Raw genomic sequence first — 25,727 nt, 5'->3', positions numbered from 1 at the left:
GGGCGCGGGAGGGCGCGGGCGGGCGTGATCAGCCGGCGGCCGCGGGGCGGATGGGCCGGCGAGGGCTGGTTCGCCGTGCAGTTCGCCAGCGTGAGTTCTTCCCGGCGGGCTGCGTGTGCTGCGGCGGTGGGCCTGGCGTGCAGTTCGCCAGCGCGGGTGGCGGTGGATGCGCTGCGTCGTGGGCTTCCGCTGGCGGGTTGGTCCAGACACGCAGCGCAACCCCTCGTGTGGCGTGCATTCTGCGATCGCAGGCCAGTGCGGCAGCGTATGTGGGGGCAGTCGCGCTGCCGCGATGTCAGCATAGGCGGGGCGGAGCCGGTCGCGCTGCCGCGATGTCAGCATCGGCGGGGCGGGGCACGGCCGGGTGGAGCCGGTCGCGCTGTTTCGGCGACTGCCGGCCGCGGCGAAACTGCCGGCCGCGGCGCAGGCCCGCCGTGCAGCCCGCGAGCGTGGGCCGCGAGCGTGGGCCGCGCTATGCAGCCACCGCCCCGGCGTGCCGGACCGCGGGCTCGGTGGCCACGAAGACCGTGCCGTCCGAGGCGACCCGGGCGGGGAACACCGAGATCCCGCGGGTCGGGTCGTCGAGGCCGCGACCGTCCTCGAGCGCGTAGGCCAGCTTGCCGATGGGCGAGATCACGGCCGGCACGCCCGCGCGATCGCCCACCAGCCCGCGGCTCATCACGGCCGCCCGGGCGACGGGATCGATGTTGCACACGGCGTGGACCGAGTTGTCGTCGAGCGCGTACACCGCCACCTGGCGGCCGTCCGGCAGCAGGGCGGCGACGCCGCGCCCGGGGACGAGGCGGTCGATGGCGCAGACGGCGATCTCGGTGGCAACGGCGGCGCGGGCGGGGCGGATCAGGATGGCGGTCATGGCGTACTCCTCGGATGGACGTGGGTCGGGTGGAAGTGGGTCGGGCGACCGTCGGGAGGCGGTCGGGTCCGGGTCAGGCGACGGATCGGATCGGGTGCTGGCCCGGGTCGGGCAGCGCCCCGGGTCAGACGCGGGCGGGCATCGCGGGGGAGCCGAGAAGCACCGGCACCTTGCGGCCGTCGCGCTGCTCGAACTGCACGGTGGGGTCCGGCGCCTCGGGCGCGTTGACGAAGGACACGAACCGGCTGAGCTTGTCGGGGTCGTCCAGCACGGCGGCCCATTCGTCGACGTACCCGGCGACGTGCGCCTCCATCCGGCCCTCGAGCTCGGCGGCCAGGCCGAGGGAGTCGGAGCAGACGACATCGCGGAGGTGGTCGAGCCCGCCCTCGAGGGCCTCGAGCCACGGGGCCATGCGTTGCAGCCGCTCGGCCGTGCGGATGTAGAACATCACGGTGCGGTCGATGTAGCGGATGAGCTGGTCGTCGGTGAGGTCGCCGGCCAGCAGCTGCGCGTGCCGCGGGGTGGCGCCGCCGTTGCCGCCGACGTACAGGTTCCAGCCGGTCTCGGTGGCGATGACGCCGATGTCCTTGCCGCGGGCCTCCGCGCACTCGCGCGCGCACCCGGACACGGCCATCTTCATCTTGTGCGGCGCGCGCAGCCCGCGGTACCGGGTCTCCAGCAGCACCGCCATCGCGACGGAGTCCTGCTGCCCGTACCGGCACCACGAGGTGCCGACGCAGCTCTTCACGGTCCGCAGTGACTTGCCGTACGCGTGGCCGGACTCCATGCCCGCGTCGACGAGCCGGCGCCAGATGACGGGCAGCTCCTCGACGCGCGCTCCGAACAGGTCGATGCGCTGGCCGCCGGTGACCTTGACGTAGAGGTCGTGGTCGCGGGCGATCTCGCCGATCACGATGAGCTGCTCGGCGGTCACCTCGCCGCCGGGCATGCGCGGCACCACCGAGTAGGTGCCGTTCTTCTGGATGTTGGCCAGGAAGTGGTCGTTCGTGTCCTGCAGGGCGGCCTGCTCGCCGTCGAGGACGTGATCCGAGCTGGTCGAGGCGAGGATCGAGGCGACGGTCGGCTTGCAGATGTCGCAGCCGATGCCCCGGCCGAAGCGGGCGATCAGCCCGGAGAACGTGCGGATGCCGGTGACGGTGACGATCTCGAACAGCTCCGAGCGGGACTGCTCGAAGTGCTCGCACAGCGCGGTGGACTGCTCCACGCCCTCGGCCTCGAGCACCTGGCGCATGAGCGGCAGGCACGACCCGCACGAGGTGCCGGCGCGGGTGCAGGCCTTGAGCGCGGGCACGTCGCACGCCCCGCCGCAGATCGCCTCGCGGAGATCTCCCTTGGTGACGGCGTTGCAGGAGCAGATCTGCGCGTCGTCGGGCAGCGACTCCACGCCGACGCCGGAGTCGGCCGCCGCGCCCGGGGTGATGAGGGCCAGGGGGTTCGACGACGGCAAGGTGCGCCCGAGCAGGGGCTTGAGCAGCTGGTAGGGGCCCGCGTCTCCCACGAACACGCCGCCGAGCAGCGTGAGGGCGTCGTCGCTGAGGACGAGTTTGGAGTAGGTGCGGGCGACGGGGTCGTCCACCACCACCTCGAGGCAGTCGGGCGTGCGCCCGTGGGCGTCGCCGAAGCTGGCCACGTCCACGCCCATGAGCTTGAGCTTGGTGGCCAGGTCCGCGCCGGTGAACTCGGTGGCCCCCGACCCGCCGGGGAGGAGCGCGTCGGCGATCTGCGCGGCCGCCACCTCGGCGGAGGTGTACCCGGGCCCCACCAGGCCGTAGCAGGTGCCCTCGATGGCCGCGCACTCGCCGATCGCGTAGACGTGCGGGTCCGAGGTGCGGCAGGCCCGGTCGGTGAGCACGCCGCCCCGCTCGGCCAGCGCGATCCCCGCCGCGCGGGCGAGCTCGTCGCGGGGCCTGACGCCGACGGAGAACACGACGAGGGCCGCGTCCACGCTCACCGTCTCGCCGTCGTCACCGGTCAGGGCGACCCGCAGCTCGGCTCCGTCCGGTCCGGTTCCCGGCTCGATCACCGTGTCGGTCACGCCGAGGTGGACGTCGATGCCGCGGTCGCGGATGAGGTCGCACAGCAACGCGCCGCCGCGACCGTCGACCTGCACGGGCATGAGCCGGTCGTTGCGCTCGACCACGTGCGGGGTCAGGCCCAGGAGGCTCAGGGCGTTGGCGGCCTCGATGCCCAGGAGCCCGCCGCCGATCACCACGCCGTGCGCGCCCACCCCGGCCCGTTCGGCGGCCGCGCGGATCGCGTCGAGGTCGTCGAGGGTGCGGTAGACGTGGCAGCCGGGCAGATCGTGGCCGGGCACGGGCGGGACGAACGCGCGGGACCCGGTCGCCAGCACGAGGGTGTCGTAGGCGACGTGCTCGCCGGAGTCGAGCTCGACCCGCCGGGCGGCGGTGTCGACGGCGGTGACGAGCCGCCCGGAGCGCACGGTGACGCGGGGGTCGGCGGAGTGACGCGCGTCGTCGAGGTGCAGGGCGTCGCGCTGCCACTCGCCGACGTAGGCCGACAGTCCCACCCGGTCGTAGGCGGGATCGGCCTCCTCGCCGATCACCGTCACGGCGACGTCGGCCTCGGGGTACCGCGTGCCGAAGGTGGAGACGAAGCGGTGGGAGACCATCCCGTGGCCGACGACGACGATGTGCTCAGTCATTCCTGGACCTCCTTGGCGAACCTGTGCGGACCAGGCTAGGAAGGCGGTGTTGCAGGACTGTGGCGTCGGATCACGGTCCCGTGACGCTTAGTTCACACGGGACCCGGGGCGGGGTGAGGGTGCCGATCCGCGGGCGCGCGGCGGCGGGACGCGGGCCCCGGAGCGGCGGCGGGATGCGGGGGCGTCGGAGCGTCGACTCAGTCCAGCGGCAGCAGGCTCGTCGGCACGGCCTGGACCTCGGCCACGCGGTCGATGTTCTGGCGCAGCCGCTCCCACTCGCCCGAGGGGATCTCCTTCTCTAACCGGCGCAGGGCGGCCCTGTCGGAGGTGGCCCACGCGACGGGCATGGGGGAGATGAACTGGTAGAGGTTGTCGCGGCCGCGCGCGCTGCGGTTGCCCACCACGGCCACGCAGGGCACACGCTCGCCGACCCTGGACTCGTGCCCGGGGATCGCGCCGGTGTTGCGGGCGACCAGCGCGGGCAGCTTCCCGGCGGAGCGGTCGACGGCCCGGTCCACCAGCGCGAGGAGGGTCACGCCGCGCGGGCGGACCTCGGCGATGACGGCGGGGACGAGCTCGGAGGTGGCGTAGGTGCGCTGCATCGAGCCCATCTTGCGGGGGATGTAGCCGATCATCGCCAGACAACCGATCGCGAACGCGGCCGCCATCACCGCGACGATCCAGCCCCAGGCCGCGAACTCGGCGTACACGAGCAGACCGATGCCGGCGGCCAGCACGATCACCCCGAGGAGGCCGGCGGACCACTGCAGGCGGCGCACCTCGGCCAGGCTCTCGTTGTGCTTGCGGACCCAGGCGTCGTCGACGGGGATGTCGGCGAGACGGTACTGCTCGTGCGGGTTGCGGGGGGCGCGATCTGCGGACATGGCCCCAGTATCCCAGCTACCGCGACCGCCCCGCCCGAGGGTGAGTCCCGCCGCCCCGCCCGAGGGGGAGTCCCCCCGCCCCGCCCGCGGCGGCGGGCAGGGCGGGCTCAGCCCACCTCGGGGATGGGCGGCCCCAGCAGGTCGTCGGCGTCGACGATCCGGTACGCGTACCCCTGTTCGGCGAGGAACCGCTGCCGGTGCGCGGCGTACTCGGCGTCGAGCGTGTCGCGGGAGACGACGGAGTAGAAGTGCGCCTGGCCGCCGTCGTGCTTGGGTCGCAGCAGCCGGCCGAGCCGCTGGGCCTCCTCCTGACGTGAACCGAACGTCCCCGACACCTGCACGGCGACGCTGGCCTCGGGCAGGTCGATGGAGAAGTTGGCGACCTTCGACACCACGAGTGTGGAGATCTCGCCGCTGCGGAACCGGTCGAACAGCTTCTCGCGCTCGGAGTTGGACGTCGACCCCTGGATGACGGGCGCGTCGAGCTCGGCTCCCAGTTCCTCGAGCTGGTCGAGGTAGGCGCCGATCACCAGCGTCGGGGCGCCCGCGTGGCGGGCGAGGATCTTCTTCACCACCGGGATCTTGGTCCGGGCGGTCGAGCACAGCTTGTACTTGTCCTCGGCCTCGGCGGTCGCGTACAGCATCCGCTCGTTCTCGGTGAGGGTCACCCGCACCTCGACGCAGTCGGCGGGCGCGATCCAGCCCTGCGCCTCGATGTCCTTCCACGGGGCGTCGTAGCGCTTGGGGCCGATGAGGGAGAACACGTCGCCCTCCCGGCCGTCCTCGCGCACGAGCGTGGCGGTCAGGCCGAGGCGGCGGCGGGACTGCAGGTCGGCGGTCATCCGGAACACGGGCGCCGGCAGCAGGTGCACCTCGTCGTAGATCATCAGCCCCCAGTCGCGGGAGTCGAACAGCTCCAGCGCCCGGTGGACGCCCTTGGTCTTGCGGGTGATCACCTGGTAGGTGGCGATGGTGACCGGGCGGATCTCCTTGCGCTCCCCGGAGTACTCGCCGATCTCGTCCTCCGTCAGCGTGGTGCGGGCGAGCAGCTCGCGCTTCCACTGCCGCCCCGCGACGGTGTTGGTCACGAGGATCAACGTGGTGGCCTTGGCCTTGGCCATCGCGGCCGCCCCGACCATCGTCTTGCCGGCGCCGCACGGCAGCACGACCACGCCCGAGCCGCCGGCCCAGAACGAGTCGGCGGCCATCTGCTGGTAGTCGCGCAGCTCCCACTGCTGCTCCTCGGTGGACAGCGCGATCTCGTGGGCCTCGCCGTCGACGTACCCGGCCAGGTCCTCGGCGGGCCAGCCCACCTTGAGCAGCTCCTGCTTGAGGCGGCCCCGCTCGGAGGGGTGCACGACCACCGTGTCCGCGTCGATGTCGGCGCCGAGCATGGGGGAGATCTTCTTGTGCCGCTTGACCTCGGCGAGCACGGCGGGGTCAAGCGAGACGAGCGTCAGACCGTGGACGGGGCTCTTGACCAGCTGCAGCCGGCCGTAGCGGGCCATGGTCTCGGCGATGTCCACGAGCAGCGGCTGCGGCACGGGGAAGCGGGAGTAGGTGACGAGCACGTCGACCACCTGCTCGGCGTCGTGCCCGGCGGCGCGCGCGTTCCACAGCGCCAGCGGGGTGATCCGGTAGGTGTGGACGTGCTCGGGCGCGCGCTCCAGTTCGGCGAACGGGGCCAGCGCCTGCCGGGCGTCCGCGGCCTGCTCGTGGTCGATCTCGAGCAGCACGGTCTTGTCCGACTGGACGATCAGCGGTCCACCGCTCACTTGGGGCCTCCTCGGGGTCTTCTCCGGGCCCGCGTGGGCCCGACCCTCCATTGTCCAGAAATCCGGGTCAGCGGGTGGGTTCGACGTCGGAGACGGAGATCACCCGGTGCAGCGGGAGGACCACGGGCTCGGCCGAGTCGGGCTCGATGCCCTCGATCCGGCCGCCGCCGACGGTGGCGGGCACGACCAGTCGGGCGGTGGAGCGGCCCGCGGAGTCGACCACGGAGACGGTGACCGCGGTGCCCGTGCCGGCGGCCTCGTGGAGGCGGGCGATGGCGGCCTCGCCGGTGTACGCCCCCGCGGTGGCACCGCGGGCCGAGCGGACCCGGTCGGCCGAGCGCATCGCCGCGACCGCCGCCCGCAGTTCGGACGTGGTGGGCGGGCGCGTGGGCACGCGGGGCGCGCGGGTGGTGCGGGACGCGCTGACCCGGGCGGCCGGCCGGGACAGCGCGACGACCGCGCCCGAGGTGTCCTCGACGACCGGCGCGAACCCGTGGGCGCGCAACGCCTCGACCAGGTCGAGCGGCCGGGCCTGGGAGACCAGGACGGTGGGGGCGACCGAGCGCAGCGCAGCGCTCTCGGCGACGGGGGAGACGAGGACCTGCGCGACGAGCGAGGGGTCGTCGCAGCGGAGGAACGACAGGGCCGTGCCCACCCGCAGGCGGCCGTGGCGGCGGGCGACGTCCTCGATGAGGTAGTCGAGCGACTGCGGGACCGGGGTGACGGAGGTGCGGGCGAGCAGATCGCGGATCCCGGCCGCGGTGCGTCCGGCGTCGAGCGCGCGGCGCAGGGAGGTCTCGGTGACGCGGTAGGTCGTGGCGGCGCCGGCGGATTCGACGTCGGCGAGCAGGGCGAACTCCGCCGCGAGATCAGGCGTGAGGGGACCGGGGGCGAGGATCGTCAGGTCCGCCTGGACGATGACCTCCGAGACGGGGTCGGGCAGCGCCGCGGTGAGGATCGGCTCGAGCTCCTCGACCGGGGCGCCCGCCGCGCCGGAGGACGCGCCGCCGGGGGCCCCCGCCCCGGGGGCCGCACCGTGGGTGGTGGCGACCAGGTGCCGGGCGGCGGAGGTGGCCACGGTCCCGACGACGAGTCCCATCCGTCGCGCCTCGGCCACGGTCTCCGAGACGGGCCGGGAACCCGCGCGCGAGAACCACACCGGCGCCGACCACCGCACCACCTCGGACAGCAGCGCCTCGGGTGGTTCCGCGGCGGGGTCCAGGGCCGCCAGGGCCTTAAGGACCCGGGAGCGTTCGGTCGGCCCGGGCGGGCCGACGGGGTCACCCAGCGCGGGGAGGGTCCCGCCGCCCTCGAGTTCGGAGCCGACCCGCCACGGGGTGCGCGGCATCGACCACCACGCCACGACGAGCTCGGCCCAGCGGCGGGCGGGTTCGCGCGCCGTCCACACGTCCGCGGCCTCGGTGGGCGCCCACACCGAGTCGTACTCGAGATCGCCCACCTCGGTGTCGCCCACGGCGATGAGCCCGGCCGCCGCGAGGACCTCGAGCAGCAGGGGAAGCTCGGACTCCTCGAGCCCGGACGCCCGGGACACCCGGCGCAACTCGCGGACCCCCACGCCGCCCGCCCTGAGGGTCGCCGCCGGCGCGCTCGACAGCGCCGCCAGCACCGAGTCGCAGCGGTGCAACAGGTCCAGGGCCGCCACGCCGCCGGAGGCGTCGACCTCACGCGCCCGGTCGGGACGCCCCCCGGCGCGCGGAACGGCCCACGCCGGCGGGTGGAGCAGCGACGACCCGTCGTCACGGGCCCCGTGGCGTGCGCGGTCCAGGGCGTGGGCGCGGGGCACGACCCGCTCGGCGTCGTCCTCCCCGGTCAACTCCGCCAGCCCCGCCGCGGCGAGCTCCGACGCGGCCGCGCGCACCGACTCCGACGCGCCCGCCCCCAAAGCCCCGGCGGGGATACGGCCCCGCGCGATGGCCTCGAGAACCCCCGACGCGGCGGAGGACAACCCGGCCCACGCCTCCTCGAGAGCCGCCCCCGCGGGCTCGCCCGGGTGCGGCGCCACCACCGGAGCCGACCGGGCCGCCACCGCCGTGACGGGAACCAACCGGACGGTGTCCTCCCCGCCCCAGAACAGGACGAGGTCCCGCAGACGGGTCACGGCGGAGCGGAAGACCACCTCGTCGTCGTCGACCCCCAACCGCGACGACACCGCGCCCAGGGGAACGGCCCCGGAATCGGCGCCCACCGCGGCGGCCGTGGCCAACACCAACAGTTCCGGCCACGACAGCGTCCCCACCGCGCGCGCCGTCGAGGCGGGCAGGCGCAGACGCGACGCCAGCACCTCCAGCGACGCCGGAGGGGGAGTGGCCACATCCGGGCGCAGCTCGCACACCCGCACGAGCGAGTCGTCGGGCAGCCCGGCCAGCCAGGCGGGGAAGTCCGGCGCATCGGCGGCGGCGGGGCGGGCGGCACCCTGGCGGGCGGCGGCGCCCCGCGGGGCGGAACCGCGGGAGGAGGCTCGGGAGCTCGGCATGATCCGTCCCAGCCTAGTGAGCCCGCGCCGGGGATGAGAACCGGTCCGAGGGGTAACCGACCCACTTGCTGCCGAATCGGCGCGGAGGTGAGAGACTACGCACGTGGCTGCCAAGAAGAATCTGACCTATGACAACCCGGGTTGGCCCGACGCCTCGTTCGGCGAGCACCCGGTCACCGAACTCGCCGCGCTGGTCGCGGGAGGACTCTCCCCGTTCGGGCAGGAGACCTTCCCGCTGCCGCAGGAGGAGTTGGGCTACATCCACCCGCACACCGTGGTCAACGGTGCCCCCGGGGTGGCCTGACAGCTGATCGCCCGGCGCGGCGCCGAGCAACGAGAAGGGCCGCCACTCCCTGCAGGGGGTGGCGGCCCTTTCTCGTGGTCCGGGGGACCGGTCAGCGGGTTCCGCTGGGGTCAGTTGCCCAGGTAGGTGGCGAAGAAGCCGTCCACCAGGTCCTTGTTGCCGGCGTACGCGGCGTCGACGGCGGCCTTGTTGGCCTCGTAGCTCTCGGTGATCGGCAGGGCGACACCGCGGCTCTGGGCGAACGCCGTGAGGGTGGCGACGTGGTCGGCGGCGCTGACACCCGCGGGCGCGGCCGGCGCGGCGGTGTCGGCGTGCGGGCGCGGGGCGGGCGCCGGCTTCGGGGCCGACAGGTCACGCGGGGTCGGCGCGGAGTTCAGGCCCAGCTTGGCCGAGCAGGCGGGCCAGGCGCCCCAGCCCTGACCGGCGAGGGTCTTCTCGGCGATCGCGATCTGCTGCTCGCGCGTGGCCTGGTTGGCCGTCGGCGCGTACTGCGTGCCGCCGTACGCGGCCCAGGTGCTCGGCGAGAACTGCAGGCCGCCCTGGTAGCCGTTGCCGGTGTTGATGGCCCAGTTGCCGCCGGACTCACACTGGGCCAGACGGTCCCAGTCGGAGTCGGGGGCGGCGTTGGCGGCCGGGGCGAGCGCGAGGCCCGCGGCGGAGAAGGCGGTGCCGGCGAGCACGACCTTCACGGCGTTCCTGGGCGCGGAGGAGGGGGTGGCGGCGCGGTGGCGTCCGGTGTACGAGGTCATGTACGCGTCAGTCCTTTTCACTCTGTGCCTACGGGGTGAGCTGTCGGGTTCGGAACGAGTGCGTCCGGCCGCCGTCGGCGGCTTCACCCCAAGGCGACCTCGCGGCCGCCGGGCCCGTGGTGGGCCCGATCGGGTCCCCCGTCCCCGCCCGGGTAACGGTCATTGAGGGCGTCGGCCGCAGGGCGGGGTTCGGTGTGTGCGGCCGATGCCGACTCGCTGACGAGTCTGCTACGGAACAATAACGGCTCGATGCCGGATCGTCACCATTCCGAAATAAAAGGACGTCGCGCGGCCGGAAGTCGCCGCTCGTTATCTGCTCGTTACCTGGGGTGTTATCCGGCGGGTGGGGTTGGTCACACCTTCGGCGGCCGGGAGCCCATGATGGCGTAGGCCAGACCCAGCAGGAACCCGATCGGCGTGAAGAACATGGCGCCGAGGTACAGGATCGTGGGCGCGTCACGGCCGAGCACGAACGGGGTCAGCGCGGCGACGATCGTGAAGACGACGCCGATCGAGAAGATCACCAGGGCGGCCACGAACAATCCGCGGCGACGCGGCCGCGCGGGACCGGCCCCCTCGCCGGGGGCGGGCGCGTCGGGTGTCCAGGGGTCGTCGGCGGGGCGTCGATCGTCGGAGGTCACACACGGGAGGGTACCGCTCGCCTCGCGGCCGGCACCAACGTGCACGAGGGTAGTCTCTGGGCGTCAGTGGAGTTGTCGGTCGCGCTCGTGCGCGCCCGGGACGGAAGGTGGTTCGCGGTGCCCAGCGGCAAGGTCAAGTGGTACGACGCGGAGAAGGGGTTCGGCTTCCTGTCCCAGGAGGGTGGCGAGGACGTCTACGTCCGCGCCGACGCGCTCCCGGCCGGGGTGGAGACCCTGCGACCCCGCCAGCGCGTGGAGTTCGACATGGTCTCCGGACGCCGTGGCCCGCAGGCGCTGCGTGTCGTCGTGCACGAGGAGCCGGCCGTCGCCGAGGAGCGCGCCCCGCGCGGTGGCCCCCGGCGCTCGCCCGACGAGCTGCACGGGATGGTGGAGGACATGATCAAGGTCCTCGAGTCGACCGTCCAGCCGGAGTTGCGCCGCGGTCACCGGCCCGACCACAAGGTCTCGAGCCGGGTGGCGTCCGTACTGCGCGCGGTCGCACGGGAGCTGGACGCCTGACCCCGCGCGGCGGGCGCCGGGCCGGCGCGCCCGGCCCCGTCGTCCCGCGGGGCGGGTCTGCGCGGGAGGTCAGTCCTCGTAGGTGAACCCGACCGACCACTCGCCGTTGAGGATCGATTCGGAGCCGTCCGCGGCGTAGACGATCGCCACCGACCGGATGGCCAGGCCCTCGATCCGGCCCTCCTCCGGGGTGGTCACCGGGATGAGCAGTTGGCCCGGGCCGTCCGCCTCCACGGTGTAGTCCCGCACGCCGTTCGCACGGACCTCGTAGACGTCCATCGTCGAGGAGCGCAGCTCGCCGGGGAGCCGGACCGAGAGGGTGTGCTCGTCCCGGATGCGGAACTCGCCCACCGGGTTGGTGTAGGTGGTCCCGTCCAGGTCGGTCGCGGTGAACGGCAGGACCTTCACGTGGCCCCGGTCCGTGGCGACGGTGATCTCGGGCAGCGCCCCGTACCGGGACTCCGAGCCCTGCCACGCGCCGACGATCGCCGAGATCATGATGATCATCCACGCCAGGATCGCCCAGGTGACGGGGCGGACACGGGGACCGGTCGACGGGGCATCGCTGTGGGAACTCACTCCTCCATTCTGCCGAGCAGGCGGGTCCGGGCCGAACCCGGGTCGCGCGGCCCGCCCGGGAACCGGGGCCGGTTGCCGCCCAGGCCGGGCACGAGCGTGGAGCCGCGGGCGGTGAGCAGCGACTGCGCGAACAGCAGGGCGCCGACCGCGGCGATCACGGAGAAGCCCACCGTGAAGTCCGGCGGCAGCAGCACCCCGAGCGCCCCGCCGCCGACCCACGCCAGCTGCAGCGCGGTCTCGGACCGGCCGAACGCGGACGAGCGCGCGGCGTCGGGGATGTCCGTCTGGATGGACGCGTCCAGGGCGACCTTGCCCAGCGCGCTGCACACCGCGGCGACCAGAGCCAGCACGGCGGCGGCCCAGAGCGTCCCGAGGGCGGCGGCCACGACGGCCGTGGCCAACGCCGCCCCCGCGGCCGTGCTCGTGATGCGGCCCGGTCGGCCCAGGGGCAGGCGGGCGCCGACCGCGTTACCGGCGAACGTGCCCAAACCGCCCGCCGCGCCCGCGATCGCGAGCAGGCCCGCCTGCTCCAGCGCGGAGGCGTCCTCCTGAGCCTTGGCGACGAACGCCAGATACAAGGTGAGGAACCCGGTCATGAACCGGACGAGCGACACCGCCCACAGGTTGGCCAGGACGTTCCTCCCGAGCGGCCGGGTGAGCACGGCGCGCAGGCCGCTCGTGAGCGACCCGGCGCGCTCGATCCGCAGGGTGGCGGACTCCTCGTCCTCCGACGCCTCGGCGTGGGCGGGGATGGTCATGGCGACGTAGGCCGCCACGAGCGCGACCGCCGCCAGCAGCCAGAGCGCGGTCGGGGAGTCCCAGATCCACGCGACGACGCCGGCCGCGGCCCCGGCGACGACGCTGCCGCCGACGTGCCCGAGCACCGTCAGCCGCGAGTTGGTCCGGACCAGGTCCAGCGCCGGGGGCAGCACGTGCGGCGTGATGGACGCCTTGACCACGCCGAACGTCTTGGACAGCACGAGCATGCCCAACGCCAGGGGGTAGAGCAGCCAGGTGTCGAAGTTGAGGCCGAGGATTACCGCGAGCACCGCGCGCAGCGTGAACGTGAGCGAGACGGTGAGCCGCCGACCGCTGCGCAACCGGTCGAGCGCCGGGCCGATGACGGGCGCCACCAGCGCGAACGGCGCGACGGTCACCAGCAGGTACAGCGCGACGTTGCCGCGCGACTCCGCGGTCGCCGCCGAGAAGAACAGGGTGTTCGCCAACGCGACCGCGAGGATCGCGTCGCACGCGAAGTTGGCGACGGTGACGTAGCTCAGCGGCGCCAGGCCCGAGCGGTCAGCGCCATCGGCGTGGAAGACCCGCCGGACGCCCCGACCGGCGGTCGCCGCGGCGCGCCGTGCCGCTGTCCGGGGGCGCTCAGCCAACGAGGCGCACCTCGTACATCTCCGGCCAGAGCTTGCCGGTGACCAGGACGTTCTCCGACCCGGGTAGCGCCGCGATCCCGTTGAGCACCGCGTCGGGGTCCGCGGGGCGGGGGCGGCCCAGCCCGGAGGCGTCGTAGATGGCCGTGACCTCACCGGTGGACGGGTCGATCCGGACGATCTCGTCGGTCATCCACACGTTCGCCAGGACGTCGCCGTCCACGCATTCCAGCTCGTTGAGGTTCCTCACCGGCGTCCCGCCCGAGGTGACGGTGACGGTGCCGGTCGGTTCGAACGTCACCGGGTCGCGGAAGGTCAGGGTCTCGCTGCCGTCGCTCATCACCAGCCCCGAGCCGTCGGAGCAGAGACCCCAGCCCTCGCCCTGGTACCCCACCTCGGACCGGACCTCGAGAGACTGCGGATCGCGGTTGTGGGCGACCCCGTTCTGCCAGGTCAGCGTCCACACCGTGTCGGGGGTGACGGCCAGGCCCTCGCCGAACTCGTCGTCCTCCATCTTCACCGTCACGGCGTCCCCGCCGTCGAGCGGGCGGCGCTGCACCACGGAACCGCCGTACCTGCCCGTCGACTCGTAGATCTCGCCCCCGACCACCTGCAACCCCTGGGTGAACAGGGTGGGGTCGTGCTCCAGGGTGCGCACCACCTCGACCGACCCGCGCGCGGGACGGGGTTCCGAGGGGCCGACCGGGACGCGCGGGGCCGTCGCCCCGGCGGACGACGCGCCGGCGGGTGCGCTGGAGGAGGCCAGCGAGGTGCTCGCCGAGGTGGCGGAGGCCGGCTCGCCCCCGCCGTCTCCCGAGCACGCGGCTGACGCGGCGATCAGGCTCAGGGATACCAGGAGGGGGCCGACCGGGCGGCGGACGCTGCGCATGCCCCCAGGATGCCGCACGACGGGCCGGACCGTGTCCTCCCCACGCAGATGCGCATAATGGGAGGCGTGAACACCGAGGTAGGCACGGATCAGGGCGCGGCCGTCGCGGACGCCGAGGAGAATTCGGGCTTCGACGCCGCGCTGCGCGAGCGGCTGGCCTCCGGCGTGGACGTGGCGCGCGCGGCGACCGAGGAGTTCGCCACCAGCGGTGTCGGCGAGCATCTCGGCGTCACCGTGGAGGCCGCGTTCACCACCACCCACCGCTTCGCCTCGGAACTGCCCGGGTACCGCGGCTGGTACTGGGCGTGCGTGCTCGCCCTCGTCCCGGGCGGCGAGGTGACGGTCGACGAGATCGCGCTGTTGCCCGGCGACGAGGCGCTGGTCGCCCCCGAGTGGGTGCCGTGGGAGAAGCGCATCCGGCCCGGCGACCTCGGCCCGGGGGACCTGCTGCCGCCGGCGGAGGACGACGAGCGGCTCGTACCCGGCCACACCTCCAGCGGAGACGAGGCGCTCGACGAGGCCGCCGGGCCCATCGGGCTCGGCCGCCCCCGCCACCTGAGCCGGGAGGGGCGCTCGGCCGCCGCCGAACGCTGGGCCGCCGAGCGCGGGCCCGAGTCCGAGATCGCCCGCGGCGCCAAGCACCACTGCGGCACCTGTGGCTTCCTGGTGCCCGTCGCCGGTTCACTCGGCACGATGTTCGGGATCTGCGCCAACGAGTACGCCGCGGACGGGCAGACCGTGCACCTCGAGTACGGCTGCGGGGCGCACAGCGAGGTCCGGGTGCCCGGTGACTCGACCCCGCCGGTACCCGAGGCGTACGACGACGCCGCCGTCGACGTGATCGTCCTGCCGCAGCAGCTCGCCGCCACCGCTCGCGCCCGGTCCGCCGGGGCGGACGCGGCCGGCGAGACCACGACCGCGGAGTCCGCCGGCGAGGCCACGGCCGCGGGGTCCGCCGGGCCCTCCGGCGAGGCCACGACCGCGGAGGAGTCCGCCGGGCCCTCGGGCGAGGCCACGACCGCGGGGGAGTCCGCGCCCCCGCGCGACGAGGCCGAGGACTGACGGTCGGTCAGACCGTGTCGAAGTCCAACCCCTGTTGGGCTCCCGCACTGCCGCGCAGGACCGCGCGGCGCTGCAGCGCGTAGACGAGCGACCCGAGCGCCCCGACGCCGATCCCCACCGCGCACAACACCACCGTGCGCATGTCGACATCGGTCATCAGCATGTGGGCCAGGAGGGCGAGCGTCCACGCCAGGGTCCCGAGGATCACGACCGGACGAGGGTCCAACAGGTAGGTCGGGATCGGCGGTACCTGCGTGTCCGTCGTCTCGTCCGTCATGACCGCGACGCTACCGCAGGCAGGTGGCCGGTTACTCTATGACGGTTCCCCACCCGAGACCAGGAAGGTCGCCAGATGTCGCAGAGCACCGGGGCCGTGTCGCAGCCCCCCGCCAAGATCGGGGCGGTAGACCGCTACTTCAAGATCAGCGAGCGGGGCTCGACGATCGGGCGCGAGGTCCGCGGCGGGCTCGTCAGCTTCTTCGCGATGGCCTACATCATCATCCTCAACCCGCTGATCCTGGGCTCCGGCACCGACGTCGAGGGCAACCAGCTCTCGATCGTCGAGATCGCCGCCGTGACGGCCTTCACCGCGGGTGTGATGACCATCGCGTTCGGTGCCATCGCGCGGTACCCGTTCGCGTTCGCGACGGGCCTCGGCATCAACTCGCTCGTCGCCGTCACCATCGCGCGCGAGGTGACGTGGGCGGAGGCGATGGGCCTGATAGTCATCGAGGGCGTCATCATCGTCATCCTCGCCATCACCGGGTTCCGCACCGCCGTGTTCAACGCGGTGCCCACCGAGCTCAAGGCCGCCATCGCCGTCGGTATCGGCCTCTTCATCGCGATGGTGGGCGTCGTCGACTCCGGGTTCGTGCGTCGCCTCCCGGACGCCGCCAACACCACCGTCCCCGTCGGGCTGGGGATCGGCGGCTCGATCGCATCCTGGCCGACCTTCGTCTTCGTCGTCGGCCTCCTGCTGTGCGGTGTCCTCGTCGCCCGGAAGATCCGCGGCGGGCTGTTCATCGGCATCGTCGTCACGGCCGTCTTCGCCGTCATCGTCGAGGCCTTCGCCGACGCCGGCCCGTCCTTCGTGGACGGCGAGCCGAACCCGACCGGGTGGAGCCTCGCGGTTCCGGTCATCCCGGACTCGCTCGGTGGGATCCCGAACCTCGCCCTCATCGGCAACGTCGACCTCATCGGCGCGTTCACCCGCATCGGGCCCCTGGCCGCGGGCCTGTTCGTCTTCACCCTGCTGCTGGCCAACTTCTTCGACGCCATGGGAACGTTCACGGGCCTCGGCAAGGAGGCCGAGCTGATGGACTCCAAGGGCAACCTGCCCAACATGAAGAGCGCCCTCGTGGTCGAGGGCTTCGGTGCCGTCGCCGGCGGACTGACCTCGTCGTCGTCGAACACGGTCTTCCTCGAGTCGGCCTCCGGCATCGCCGAGGGCGCCCGTACGGGCCTGGCGAACATCGTCACCGGCGCGCTGTTCCTACTCGCGATGTTCTTCACCCCGCTCTACGAGGTGGTCCCGGTCGAGGCCGCCGCGCCCGCGCTGGTGATCGTGGGCGCGCTGATGATCGCCCAGATCAAGCAGATCGATCTGACGAACTTCGCCGTCGCGCTACCGGCCTTCCTCACGATCGTCGCGATGCCGTTCACCTACTCGATCGCCAACGGCATCGGCATCGGCTTCATCGCCTGGGTCGTCATGGCCACCGCCACCGGCAAGGCGCGCACCGTCCACCCGATCCTGTGGATCGTCGCGGCCGCGTTCGTCGTCTACTTCGGCATCGGGCCCATCACCGACGCGCTGGCCTGAGCGGTCGGCGGGAGAGGGGACCCCAACGGTGAAGGTCGTCGACGTCTCCGATCCCGCCGACCCCCGGCTGGACGACCTGCGCGATCTCAACAACTCCGACCGCCGGCCGGATCTGCCCGGCGGACGCGGGCTGGTGATCGCCGAGGGCACCTACGTGGTGGGCCGCATGCTGCTGTCCCGCTTCCGGCCCCACGTCCTGCTCGGCACGGACGCCCGCCTGCAGCAGCTGCGCCGCGAGGCGGCCGGCGAGGGCTGGGACGCCGACGAGCGGGCCCGGGACGCCGTCTACCTGCGCACGACCAAGGACGTCCTCAGCGAGGTGATCGGCTTCCGGTCGAGCCGGGACATCCTCGCCGCCGCCGACCGCCCCGCCCCGCTGGCCGTGGACGCGGTCGTGGACACCGCGCGCACGCTCGTGGTGCTCGAGGGCGTCAACGACCCGGAGAACCTCGGCGCGATCTTCCGCAACTGCGCGGCCCTCGGGGTCGACGGCGTGCTGTTCGGCGCCGCCACCGGTGACCCGCTCTATCGGCGCGTCGTCCGCGTGTCGATGGGACACGTCCTGCGGCTGCCGTTCGCGCACCTGCCCGGCACCCCCACCACCTGGCAGCGAGGCCTCGACGACCTGCGCGCACGCGGGTTCCGCACGGTCGCGCTGACCCCGTCCGCCGAGACGCCCCTGTCCCGCGCCGTCGACGCCGACAAGGTCGCGTTCGTGCTGGGGGCCGAGGGACCCGGACTGACCGAGCACGCCATGCGCGCCTGCGATGTGCGGGCGGCCATCCCCATGACGGCCGGGACGGATTCCCTCAACGTGGCGACCGCGGCCGCGGTCGCGTTCTACGAGCGGGCCCGGCGCGACTGATCCCGAGGACGTGCATCCCGGCAGATCGTGGGAGCGGCTACCCCGAGCGGCGGCGGCGCATGCGATCGGACACCGCGCCGGCACCCCGGCGGACCGCGTCGCCGACGACGCCGGCCAGCCCCCGCACCCTGTCCACGCGCGCGGCCCGACGCGGGCCCGAGCCGGAGGGGAGGCGTTCGTAGTCGTCGTCCTCGTACGGCGACGCCGCACCCGCACCCGCCGGCCCGCCGTCCTCGTCGGAGCCGGCGGCGCGACGGGAGGCGGCGTGGAGCTCCGCGCGCCCCGGCATGCCCGCCACGTGCAGGGCCGGACCCGCCGGCGGCGTGTGCTGCCGCACCTCGCGGCGGCCGTCGGTCGCGAAGCCGTGCACGGGCACATCGAGGCCACCCGGCTCGAGATCGAAGCCGAGCCAGTCCCGGTGCGCGGCGTGGAGGAGGGACGACGGCGAGAACGGCAACGCCAGGGGGTTGCCGACCGCCGAGTCGATCGGGAACTCGCCCGCCCAGTAGGGCCGCTCGAACGGCAGGGGCATGCCCTCGTCCTCGACGATCCGGTCATCGGTCCCCGCGAACGCCCGGACCAGCTTCCCGGCCTCCCAGCGGGCGAACCCGCTCACCCCGTCCTCGGGATCCTGCGCGAACAGCAGCACCGTGGGCGCCTCGACCAGGCGGAGCCACGTGTCCGCCGCGGCCGACGGCACGACCGGGCCCTCGACGGGGGTCTGCACCACCGTGAGTCCGGGAAAGGACCCCACATAGATCTCGCCCGGGCCGGCGGACGCCGACCGGTTGAGCGGGAACGCCCCCAGGGACGCCACGGTCACCGTCGGGAACAGGCGGGACAGCAGTCGACGGGCGAAGCCGGGATCCGACGGGAGACCCGCCCGGAAGGGCGCCGCCGGATCGTCGGTCGCCAGGTACCAGAAGGTCGCGACGTGATAGCCCATGTCCGTGACTCAGTCGTCCTTACCGCGGACCCCGAGCAGGACGTCCTCCCACGACGGCATCGTGGGATGACGGCGCGAGGGGCGCCGCTCGGGTTCCGTGGGCGTGGGCTGCAGGAAGTCCTCGTCGTCGTCGTCCCCGGCAGCGGAACCACCGGAGGCCGGTGCGGCACCCTCGCCCCGGGCGGCCGGCGCGGCGGACGGGCGCGCGCCGGGGTCCGACGGCGGCTCGGCGACACGGGACGGTTCGGCGCCGCGGGACGGCTCGGCGACACGCGGCGGTTCGACGGCCGGGCGCACGGGGCCGGCGGGCGGCGTCACCGACGTGGGCGGCGGCACCGCGCGGATCGGCGGCGGACCCGGCGGCAACGGGGGAGGAGCCGACACCGACCGCAGCTCCGTGGCGCGGGACGGGTCCAGGATCCGCTCGGCCTCCTCGTCCAGGGCACGCGCGGAACCCCCGTGCGAATCGGGGACGAACGACCACGTGGCGCTCGCGTCATCCGACAGGCCGGCCGGCCACGACGTGCGGACCACCCACCCGCCCGAGCGGTCCTTCCACGCGTCCCACGTCACCAGGTCCGGATCCACACCGCGCCGGTCCAGCGCGGCCCCCACCCGGTCGGCGAGCGTGTTGAGCGCCGGCCCGTCCGGCAGCACCGGGTGCGCCGCCCGCGCGAGCTCGGCCGCGTTGGCCCGCTCCAGCAACACGGGCACGGCGAAACCCTCGATGCGCGACATCGGCACCCCCGCGTCCGCGGCGACCTCCTCCGGCGACGCCCCGTGCCGGATCCGGTCCTGGATCTCACGGGGCCGCAACGTGCCGGTCACCGGCGCGCGGTCCGACCCGCCGGCCACGAACTCGCCGCGCGCGGCGGCCCGGAGACGGTCGTCGAGCGGCAGGGAGAACTTCTCGCCGGAGTCCGGGACCTCGCATTCGACGACCGACGACTCGGTGTCCACACCGACGATCCTCAGCTTCCGCATGCCGCCTCCTCGACTCCTCGCGGCCCCGTCGGCGACCCGACCTCCACCGCCGCCCGGGGCCTGGGCGCGTCCCCACATGGTAGGGCAGCGCAGCCCACCCGGCGCGCGGACGGGCCGGGTGGGCTGCGGAAAAGTGGGCGTCGCGCCGGCCGGGGCCGGTGCGGGCGGGGGCGGCTCAGGAGAGCTGGCCGACCACGTGGTCGATGCACCGGGTCAGCTGCGTGACGTCCTCCGGCTCGATCGCCGGGAACATGCCGATGCGCAGCTGGTTGCGGCCGAGCTTGCGGTACGGCTCGGTGTCGACGATGCCGTTGGCGCGCAGCGTCTTGGCGACCTTCGCGGCGTCGATCTCCTCGGCCAGGTCGATCGTGCCCACGACCTGCGAGCGGTGCGCGGGCTCGGCGACGAACGGGGTGGCGTAGTCGCTGGCCTCGGCCCACTCGTACAGGCGCGAGGACGAGTCCTTGGTCCGCGCCACGGCCCAGTCCAGGCCGCCCTGGTCGTTCATCCACTCGATCTGCGAGGCGAACATGAGCAGCGTCGCCACGGCCGGGGTGTTGTACGTCTGGTTCTTCTTGGAGTTGTCGACCGCCGTGGGCAGCGACAGGAAGTCGGGGCACCAGCGGTCGGTGGCCGCGATCTCGTCGACCCGCGCCAGGGCGGCCGGGCTCATGACGGCCACCCACAGGCCACCGTCCGAGGCGAAGGACTTCTGCGGCGCGAAGTAGTAGACGTCGGCGTCGGTGATGTCGACGGGCAGACCGCCGGCACCGGACGTGGCGTCGATCGCGACGAGCGCGTTCTCCGAGCCCGCCGGGCGGCTCACGGGCAGCATGACGCCGGTCGAGGTCTCGTTGTGCGCCCAGCCGATGAGGTCGACGGACGGGTCGGAGGTCGGCTCCGGCGCCGAACCGGGATCGGCGGACACGACGATCGGGTCGGCCAGGAACGGCGCGGCGCCGGTGACCTTGGCGAACTTGGAGGAGAACTCGCCGTAGGTCAGGTGCAGCGACTTCTCCCGCACCAGGCCGAACGCGGCGGCGTCCCAGAAGGCGGTGGTGCCGCCGTTGCCCAGCACGACCTCGTAGCCCTCCGGCAGGGAGAACAGCGAGGACAGGCCGTCGCGCACGCGGCCCACGACGTCCTTGACCGGCGCCTGACGGTGGCTGGTGCCCATCACCGAGGTCGCTGCGTCGGCGACGGCCGAGATCTGCTCGGGGCGGACCTTGGAGGGGCCGCAGCCGAAGCGGCCGTCGGCGGGCTTGAGGTCGGCGGGGATGGTGGGCAGCTGATCGCTCATGCTCTTGGGGTGCCGTTTCGGTCTCGTGGGGTGGGACGCGTCCCATGGTAGTCCGGCCCGGCGGCGATCCCGGAGTACCGTCGGGGGTCATGGAGGAACCGGTCCTGGAACCCACCGACTTCGACACCATGCGCGTCGGGTACGGCCTGCACGAGCGGCTCGACGTGGCCGACCTCGCCGACGGGTGGTTGCCCCTGTTCACCGAGTGGATGGACGAGGCGGGGCGGCGCGGTGTCCGCGAGCCCAACGCCATGGTGCTCGGCACCGTCGGTGCCGACCGGCGCCCGTCGACGCGCACCGTCCTGTGCAAGGGCGTCGACGAGGGTGGGGTGACGTTCTTCACGACGACGACGTCGCGCAAGGGCGTCCAGTTGGCGGAGACCGGGTACGCGTCGGTGACCTTCCCCTGGTTGGTCGCGGAGCGTCAGGTGCACATCGAGGGGCCCTGCCATCCGATCGACCGGGCGGACAGCCTCGCGTACTGGCGCACCCGGCCCCGGGGGTCGCAGATCGCCGCCTGGGCGTCGGAGCAGTCGCGACCGGCGCGGACGGTGGCCGAGCTCGAGTCGTTGTTCGAGACCGCGCGGCGGCGCCTGGCCGACGTCGAGGAGATCCCCATGCCCGACAGGTGGGGCGGGTACCGCGTCGCGCCGGACCGGGTCGAGTTCTGGCAGGGCGGGCCGGATCGGTTCCACGACCGCGTCGAGTGCCTGCGCGACGGCGACCGGTGGACCGCCCGACGGCTCCAGCCGTGACGGCGCCTCCGGGGCGCCGGGGGGAGGACAGGAGAACTCCCTTCGAGTCGGATACAACCGTCACGGTAGGGTGTGGCACAGCACATTCGTGGCGGCACTGAACCGCCGGGACCAGTCGTCGGAGAGGGAATCGCGTGACCGCAGGCTCGAACGGTTCGGACCGCAAAGCAACACTGTCCTACCCCGGCGGTGAGCTCGAACTCGACGTGATGGAGGCGAGCTGCGGTAGTGACGCCGTCCAGCTCGGCTCGCTGTTGGCCGAGACCGGGATGACCACCCTGGACGTGGGGTTCGTCAACACCTCCGCGTGCACGTCGTCGATCACCTACATCGACGGTAACGAGGGCATCCTGCGGCACCGTGGGTACCCGATCGACCAGCTCGCCGAGAACGCCTCGTTCCTCGAGGTGTCCTACCTCCTCATCTACGGCGAGGACCCCACCGAGGCCCAGCTCGCCGAGTTCACCGACAAGGTGCTCGGGGAGACCGCGCTGCCCGGCCAGATGATGCCGCTGCTGCAGGCCTTCCCCCGCGACACCCACCCGATGCCCGTCCTGTCCGCCGGCGTGAGCCTCTTCGGCACCCACGGTGACGACCTGGACATCGACGACCCCAAGGCCGTCGACCTGGCGACCGCGCGCCTGCTGGGCCGCGGCCCCACCCTGGCGGCCGCCATCGAGCGCATCCGCAACGGCCACGACGCGATCGACCCGGATCCGTCGCTCGGGTACGTGCGCAACTTCCTGCGCATGACGTTCGGCCCGGACTACGAGGTCACCGACGAGGTCGCCGAGGCCCTCGACATGCTCCTCGTCCTGCACGCGGATCACGAGCAGAACTGCTCGACCTCCACGGTGCGGATGGTCGGCTCCTCCGAGGCGCCGCTGTACTCCTCGATCACGGGCGGCATCAACGCCCTGTACGGCCCGCTGCACGGTGGCGCCAACCAGGCCGTGCTCGAGATGCTCGAGCGGATCGAGTCGGAGGGCGGCGACGCCACCGACTACATGGACCGCGTCAAGAACAAGGTCGACGGCGTCAAGCTGATGGGCTTCGGTCACCGCGTCTACAAGAGCTACGACCCCCGCGCGCAGATCGCCAAGAAGCACGCCCACGCGCTGCTGTCGCAGAGCAACGACCCGCTGCTCGAGATCGCCCTCAAGCTCGAGGAGACCGCGCTGGCCGACGACTACTTCGTCGAGCGCAAGCTCTACCCGAACGTCGACTTCTACACCGGCCTCATCTACCGCGCGATGGGCTTCCCGACCGACATGTTCACCGTGCTGTTCGCGCTCGGTCGCATGCCCGGCTGGATCGCCCACTGGCGTGAGATGCGCGAGGATCCGTCCACCAAGATCAACCGCCCGCGCCAGGTCTACACCGGCCCGGCCGAGCGGAGCTTCACCCCGATCAGCCAGCGCTGAACCCGGGATTCCCACCCCAGGAGAACATCATGGACAAGCCCGAGATCGACATGCCGACGGGCCCCGCGCCCACCGACCTCGTCACCGAGGACCTCACGGTGGGGGACGGAGCCGAGGCGGTCGCCGGCGGTAACGTCACCGTGCACTACGTGGGGGTGGACTACGAGACCGGTGAGCAGTTCGACTCCTCCTGGGATCGCGGTGAGTCCATCACCTTCCCCCTGAACGGCCTCATCCAGGGCTGGCAGGAGGGCATCCCGGGAATGAAGGTCGGCGGGCGCCGTCAGCTGGTGATCCCGCCGGACAAGGCGTACGGCACCTCCGCGGCGCTGCATCCGCTCGGCGGTAAGACCCTGGTCTTCGTGATCGACCTGCTCGACGCCTGACCCCAGGTTTATCGCGGTTCGCCCCGCCCTCCGACTCCGGAGGGCGGGGCGCCGTCATCTGTTCACCTGACGTGGCCGCCCCGAGCGCCGCGGGCCTGGTTCTGCAGCCGCCCGGGGTGCCGCCGCGCTGAGCCATAGCGGCCCGGGGTTCTGCCGCCCTGGGCCCGCAGCCGCGCGGGGTTCTGCCGCCTTGGGCCCGCAGCCGCCCTGGGCCCGCAGCCGCCCGGGGTTCTGCCGCTCTGAGCGACAGCCGCCTGGGCCACAGCCGCCCCTCGCCATGGCGTCCCGCGCCCGCCGCGGGGCAGGCGAGACGCCATAGCCGAGAGCGGCTGTGGGTCGCGCGGGCATCCGCGGGGGCGAGACGCCATAGCCGGGAGCGGCTGTGGGACCAGCAGGCATCCGCGGGGGCGAGACGCCATGGCTGGGAGCGGAGCGACGAGCTCCTATCCCTGCTGACGCAGGAACGGCGTGAGTGCCTCGAGGACGGCCGGGTCCTCGATGGTCGACGGCACCGCCACGTCCTGTTGGCCGTCGGCGATCTGGCGCATCGTCTTGCGGAGGATCTTGCCCGAGCGCGTCTTGGGCAGACCCTGGACCACCGTGCAGTCGCGGAAGGTGGCCACGGCCCCGATCTCGTCGCGGACCATCGCCACCAACTCGGCGCGCAGTTCCTCGGGGTCGCGGACCTGCCCGGACTTGAGCACCACGTACCCGACGGGTCGTTGGCCCTTGAGCTGATCCTTCACCCCGATCACCGCGACCTCCGCCACGGCGGGATGCCGGGCGATCACAGCCTCCATCGACCCGGTCGACAGCCGGTGGCCGGCGACGTTGATGACGTCGTCGGTCCGTCCCATCACGAACACGTAGCCCTCGGAGTCGACGTACCCGCCGTCGCCGGTCGAGTAGTAGCCGTCGAAGACGGACATGTACGAGGACACGAACCTCTCGTCGTCCTCCCACAGGCCCGCCAGGGTGCCCGGGGCCATGGGCAGCTTGATGGCCAGGTTGCCCTCCTCGCCGGGAGGCAGGGGATTGCCGTCGCCGTCGAGCACGTGGAGGTCGTACCCGGGGACCGCGACCGTGGGGGAACCGGCCTTGATCGGCATCGGCTCCAGGCCGCGGAGATTGGAGGCGATGGGCCACCCCGTCTCGGTCTGCCACCAGTTGTCCACCACCGGCTTGCCGAGCTTGTCGGTGGCCCACTGATAGGTGTCCGGGTCGAGGCGCTCGCCGGCGCAGAACAGCGTGCGCATGGCCGACAGGTCGTACCCCGCGATCTCGAGGCCCTCGGGGTCCTCCTTGCGGATCGCCCGCACGGCGGTCGGCGCCGTGAACAGGGCCACCGCGCGATGCTCGGACGCCACGCGCCAGAACGCCCCGGCGTCAGGCGTCCCGACCGGCTTGCCCTCGTAGATGATCGACGTCGCCCCGACCAGAAGGGGGGCGTAGACGATGTAGGAGTGGCCGACCACCCAGCCGACGTCCGAGGCGGTCCACCACACGTCCCCGGGCCGGATGCCGTAGACGTTCCACATCGACCACGCGAGGGCGACGGCGTGCCCGCCGTTGTCTCGGACGACGCCCTTGGGCAGGCCGGTCGTACCGGACGTGTAGAGGATGTACAGCGGATCGGTGGCCTTGACCGCCACCGGCGCCGCCGGCTCGGACTCGGCCACCGCGTCATCCCAGTAGCTCCAGGTGGTCCCCGGGGTCTCGGGGAACGTCTCGTCGGGGAACTGGTCGTGGCGTGGGGCGACGATGACGGCCACGGGCGTGTGGGTGGTGAGCTCCAGCGCCTTGGCGACCATGGGGAAATAGGGCACCTTGCGCGTGGGCTCGATGCCGCCGTGGGAGGTGACGATCACCTTGGGGCGGGCGTCGTCGATGCGGATCGCCAGCTCGGGCGCGGCGAACCCGCCGAACACGACGGAGTGCACCGCGCCGAGACGGGCACACGCGAGCATCGCCACGGCCGCGCGGGGGACCATCGGCATGTAGATGACGACCCGGTCGCCACGCCCCACACCCTCCGCGGCGAGCGCGCCCGCGAACTCCTCGACCTGCGTCAGCAGCTGCGCGTAGGTGATCGTCTCCTTGACCCCGGTGACCGCCGAGTCGTAGATGAACGCGGCCTGATCACCCCGCCCGGCGGCGACGTGCCGGTCGACGCAGTTGTACGAGGTGTTCAGTTCGCCGTCCGGGAACCACCGGTAGAACGGCGGCCGGCTCCCGTCCACCGCGGTCGTGGGCGGCGTGGTCCAGTCGATGTCCCCGGCGACGTCCAGCCAGAAGGCGTCGGGATCGCTGATCGAGAGCCGGTGGGCGGCGTCGTAGGTCGAGGTCGTCGAGTCCGACATCGAGTGTTCCCCTCACGTCCGGGAGTGGGCCCGCCGACCGCGCCGAC

At 73.1% G+C, this 25,727-nt stretch carries 23 protein-coding genes and 1 riboswitch; of the genes, 8 read left to right on the top strand and 15 right to left on the bottom strand.

The features are described from left to right. Nucleotides 1-472: 472 nt before the first annotated feature. The 5 genes from nirD to RWK90_RS15645 all read right to left on the bottom strand — a co-directional run bounded on the left by nirD (nucleotide 473) and on the right by RWK90_RS15645 (nucleotide 8,710). Nucleotides 473-874 carry a nitrite reductase small subunit NirD gene (nirD, locus tag RWK90_RS15665; RefSeq protein WP_314038548.1) on the bottom strand — a complete coding sequence of 134 codons (402 nt, stop codon included), beginning with the start codon at nucleotides 872-874 and terminating at the stop codon, nucleotides 473-475. A gap of 124 nt (nucleotides 875-998) precedes the next feature. Then, a complete protein-coding gene (gene nirB, locus RWK90_RS15660; RefSeq protein WP_314038547.1) occupies nucleotides 999-3,557 on the bottom strand; it encodes a nitrite reductase large subunit NirB in 2,559 nt (852 codons plus the stop codon). Between the two features lie 197 nt (nucleotides 3,558-3,754). Continuing rightward, nucleotides 3,755-4,441: a DUF3239 domain-containing protein gene (locus tag RWK90_RS15655; RefSeq protein WP_314038546.1), complete on the bottom strand. Its 687-nt coding sequence runs from the start codon at nucleotides 4,439-4,441 to the stop codon at nucleotides 3,755-3,757. A 107-nt stretch (nucleotides 4,442-4,548) separates the two neighbouring features. Continuing rightward, the gene (locus tag RWK90_RS15650; RefSeq protein ID WP_314038545.1) at nucleotides 4,549-6,216 is read right to left on the bottom strand and encodes a DNA repair helicase XPB; all 1,668 of its coding nucleotides are present in this window, start codon (nucleotides 6,214-6,216) and stop codon (nucleotides 4,549-4,551) included. Between the two features lie 67 nt (nucleotides 6,217-6,283). Further along, entirely contained in the window at nucleotides 6,284-8,710 is a 2,427-nt protein-coding gene (locus RWK90_RS15645; protein ID WP_314038544.1) for a helicase-associated domain-containing protein, read from the bottom strand. A gap of 103 nt (nucleotides 8,711-8,813) precedes the next feature. Between RWK90_RS15645 and RWK90_RS15640 the strand changes: the two genes are divergently transcribed. Continuing rightward, on the top strand, nucleotides 8,814-9,014 hold the full coding sequence (locus tag RWK90_RS15640; RefSeq protein WP_314038543.1) for a hypothetical protein: 201 nt from the start codon (nucleotides 8,814-8,816) through the stop codon (nucleotides 9,012-9,014). Between the two features lie 110 nt (nucleotides 9,015-9,124). On the opposite strand, the gene RWK90_RS15635 is transcribed toward RWK90_RS15640, so the two are convergent. After that, nucleotides 9,125-9,763, bottom strand: coding sequence for a transglycosylase family protein (locus RWK90_RS15635; RefSeq protein ID WP_314038542.1), 639 nt, complete (start codon nucleotides 9,761-9,763; stop codon nucleotides 9,125-9,127). A gap of 11 nt (nucleotides 9,764-9,774) precedes the next feature. Beyond that, nucleotides 9,775-9,934: riboswitch (cyclic di-AMP (ydaO/yuaA leader) on the bottom strand. A 182-nt stretch (nucleotides 9,935-10,116) separates the two neighbouring features. Continuing rightward, entirely contained in the window at nucleotides 10,117-10,404 is a 288-nt protein-coding gene (locus RWK90_RS15630; protein WP_314038541.1) for a hypothetical protein, read from the bottom strand. 117 nt (nucleotides 10,405-10,521) lie between these two features. On the opposite strand from RWK90_RS15630, the gene RWK90_RS15625 reads away from it, so the two are divergent. Next, nucleotides 10,522-10,923 carry a cold-shock protein gene (locus RWK90_RS15625; RefSeq protein WP_314038540.1) on the top strand — a complete coding sequence of 134 codons (402 nt, stop codon included), beginning with the start codon at nucleotides 10,522-10,524 and terminating at the stop codon, nucleotides 10,921-10,923. A gap of 69 nt (nucleotides 10,924-10,992) precedes the next feature. Here the strand turns inward: RWK90_RS15625 and RWK90_RS15620 are convergent, their stop codons facing one another. The 3 genes from RWK90_RS15620 to RWK90_RS15610 are packed head-to-tail and all read right to left on the bottom strand — an operon-like array spanning nucleotide 10,993 to nucleotide 13,776. Then, the gene (locus tag RWK90_RS15620) at nucleotides 10,993-11,502 is read right to left on the bottom strand and encodes a DUF2771 domain-containing protein (RefSeq protein WP_314038539.1); all 510 of its coding nucleotides are present in this window, start codon (nucleotides 11,500-11,502) and stop codon (nucleotides 10,993-10,995) included. Continuing rightward, entirely contained in the window at nucleotides 11,499-12,890 is a 1,392-nt protein-coding gene (locus RWK90_RS15615) for an MFS transporter (protein ID WP_314038538.1), read from the bottom strand. The genes RWK90_RS15620 and RWK90_RS15615 overlap by 4 nt, the downstream gene beginning before the upstream one ends. After that, nucleotides 12,883-13,776: a glutaminyl-peptide cyclotransferase gene (locus RWK90_RS15610; protein ID WP_314038537.1), complete on the bottom strand. Its 894-nt coding sequence runs from the start codon at nucleotides 13,774-13,776 to the stop codon at nucleotides 12,883-12,885. Before RWK90_RS15610 ends, RWK90_RS15615 begins: the two co-directional genes overlap by 8 nt. 57 nt (nucleotides 13,777-13,833) lie before the next feature. Between RWK90_RS15610 and RWK90_RS15605 the strand changes: the two genes are divergently transcribed. After that, nucleotides 13,834-14,838 carry a DUF3027 domain-containing protein gene (locus RWK90_RS15605; protein WP_314038536.1) on the top strand — a complete coding sequence of 335 codons (1,005 nt, stop codon included), beginning with the start codon at nucleotides 13,834-13,836 and terminating at the stop codon, nucleotides 14,836-14,838. Nucleotides 14,839-14,845: 7 nt separating this feature from the next. Here RWK90_RS15605 and RWK90_RS15600 read toward each other — a convergent pair whose 3' ends face one another. After that, on the bottom strand, nucleotides 14,846-15,115 hold the full coding sequence (locus tag RWK90_RS15600; protein WP_314038535.1) for a DUF2530 domain-containing protein: 270 nt from the start codon (nucleotides 15,113-15,115) through the stop codon (nucleotides 14,846-14,848). Nucleotides 15,116-15,190: 75 nt separating this feature from the next. On the opposite strand from RWK90_RS15600, the gene RWK90_RS15595 reads away from it, so the two are divergent. Then, on the top strand, nucleotides 15,191-16,660 hold the full coding sequence (locus RWK90_RS15595) for an NCS2 family permease (RefSeq protein WP_314038534.1): 1,470 nt from the start codon (nucleotides 15,191-15,193) through the stop codon (nucleotides 16,658-16,660). Between the two features lie 28 nt (nucleotides 16,661-16,688). Beyond that, entirely contained in the window at nucleotides 16,689-17,525 is an 837-nt protein-coding gene (locus RWK90_RS15590) for an RNA methyltransferase (RefSeq protein ID WP_314038533.1), read from the top strand. A gap of 37 nt (nucleotides 17,526-17,562) precedes the next feature. Here RWK90_RS15590 and RWK90_RS15585 read toward each other — a convergent pair whose 3' ends face one another. The 3 genes from RWK90_RS15585 to serC form a co-directional block, all read right to left on the bottom strand. Further along, the gene (locus RWK90_RS15585) at nucleotides 17,563-18,471 is read right to left on the bottom strand and encodes a DUF6928 family protein (protein WP_314038532.1); all 909 of its coding nucleotides are present in this window, start codon (nucleotides 18,469-18,471) and stop codon (nucleotides 17,563-17,565) included. Nucleotides 18,472-18,480: 9 nt separating this feature from the next. Then, nucleotides 18,481-19,455, bottom strand: a complete 975-nt coding sequence (gene sepH, locus RWK90_RS15580) for a septation protein SepH (protein ID WP_314038531.1) — start codon at nucleotides 19,453-19,455, stop codon at nucleotides 18,481-18,483. 175 nt (nucleotides 19,456-19,630) lie between these two features. After that, nucleotides 19,631-20,755: a phosphoserine transaminase gene (serC, locus tag RWK90_RS15575; protein ID WP_314038530.1), complete on the bottom strand. Its 1,125-nt coding sequence runs from the start codon at nucleotides 20,753-20,755 to the stop codon at nucleotides 19,631-19,633. 89 nt (nucleotides 20,756-20,844) lie between these two features. Between serC and pdxH the strand changes: the two genes are divergently transcribed. From pdxH to RWK90_RS15560, 3 genes are all read left to right on the top strand, one after another. After that, on the top strand, nucleotides 20,845-21,510 hold the full coding sequence (pdxH, locus tag RWK90_RS15570) for a pyridoxamine 5'-phosphate oxidase (protein ID WP_314038529.1): 666 nt from the start codon (nucleotides 20,845-20,847) through the stop codon (nucleotides 21,508-21,510). 134 nt (nucleotides 21,511-21,644) lie between these two features. After that, complete coding sequence (locus tag RWK90_RS15565) at nucleotides 21,645-22,934, top strand: citrate synthase (protein ID WP_314038528.1); 1,290 nt, start codon at nucleotides 21,645-21,647, stop codon at nucleotides 22,932-22,934. Nucleotides 22,935-22,963: 29 nt separating this feature from the next. Next, nucleotides 22,964-23,320, top strand: a complete 357-nt coding sequence (locus RWK90_RS15560; RefSeq protein WP_007628879.1) for an FKBP-type peptidyl-prolyl cis-trans isomerase — start codon at nucleotides 22,964-22,966, stop codon at nucleotides 23,318-23,320. 443 nt (nucleotides 23,321-23,763) lie between these two features. Here RWK90_RS15560 and RWK90_RS15555 read toward each other — a convergent pair whose 3' ends face one another. Beyond that, a complete protein-coding gene (locus RWK90_RS15555) occupies nucleotides 23,764-25,680 on the bottom strand; it encodes an AMP-binding protein (protein WP_314038527.1) in 1,917 nt (638 codons plus the stop codon). Nucleotides 25,681-25,727: the final 47 nt, after the last annotated feature.

It is taken from the genome of Dietzia sp. CH92 (assembly GCF_032248695.1).
In the GTDB taxonomy this organism is placed as follows: domain Bacteria; phylum Actinomycetota; class Actinomycetes; order Mycobacteriales; family Mycobacteriaceae; genus Dietzia.
This window is presented reverse-complemented; position numbering and strand designations above follow the sequence as displayed.

Bases quoted from the DNA above. Each gene is read 5' to 3' on its own strand.
- RWK90_RS15595 (WP_314038534.1), top strand. From the start codon at position 15,191: ATGTCGCAGAGCACCGGGGCCGTGTCGCAGCCCCCCGCCAAGATCGGG.
- RWK90_RS15585 (WP_314038532.1), bottom strand. From the start codon at position 18,471: ATGGGCTATCACGTCGCGACCTTCTGGTACCTGGCGACCGACGATCCG.
- nirD (WP_314038548.1), bottom strand. From the start codon at position 874: ATGACCGCCATCCTGATCCGCCCCGCCCGCGCCGCCGTTGCCACCGAG.
- RWK90_RS15655 (WP_314038546.1), bottom strand. From the start codon at position 4,441: ATGTCCGCAGATCGCGCCCCCCGCAACCCGCACGAGCAGTACCGTCTC.
- RWK90_RS15600 (WP_314038535.1), bottom strand. From the start codon at position 15,115: ATGACGGACGAGACGACGGACACGCAGGTACCGCCGATCCCGACCTAC.
- RWK90_RS15635 (WP_314038542.1), bottom strand. From the start codon at position 9,763: ATGACCTCGTACACCGGACGCCACCGCGCCGCCACCCCCTCCTCCGCG.
- RWK90_RS15645 (WP_314038544.1), bottom strand. From the start codon at position 8,710: ATGCCGAGCTCCCGAGCCTCCTCCCGCGGTTCCGCCCCGCGGGGCGCC.
- nirB (WP_314038547.1), bottom strand. From the start codon at position 3,557: ATGACTGAGCACATCGTCGTCGTCGGCCACGGGATGGTCTCCCACCGC.
- RWK90_RS15560 (WP_007628879.1), top strand. From the start codon at position 22,964: ATGGACAAGCCCGAGATCGACATGCCGACGGGCCCCGCGCCCACCGAC.
- RWK90_RS15555 (WP_314038527.1), bottom strand. From the start codon at position 25,680: ATGTCGGACTCGACGACCTCGACCTACGACGCCGCCCACCGGCTCTCG.
- serC (WP_314038530.1), bottom strand. From the start codon at position 20,755: ATGAGCGATCAGCTGCCCACCATCCCCGCCGACCTCAAGCCCGCCGAC.
- RWK90_RS15610 (WP_314038537.1), bottom strand. From the start codon at position 13,776: ATGCGCAGCGTCCGCCGCCCGGTCGGCCCCCTCCTGGTATCCCTGAGC.
- pdxH (WP_314038529.1), top strand. From the start codon at position 20,845: ATGGAGGAACCGGTCCTGGAACCCACCGACTTCGACACCATGCGCGTC.
- sepH (WP_314038531.1), bottom strand. From the start codon at position 19,455: ATGCGGAAGCTGAGGATCGTCGGTGTGGACACCGAGTCGTCGGTCGTC.
- RWK90_RS15605 (WP_314038536.1), top strand. From the start codon at position 13,834: ATGGGAGGCGTGAACACCGAGGTAGGCACGGATCAGGGCGCGGCCGTC.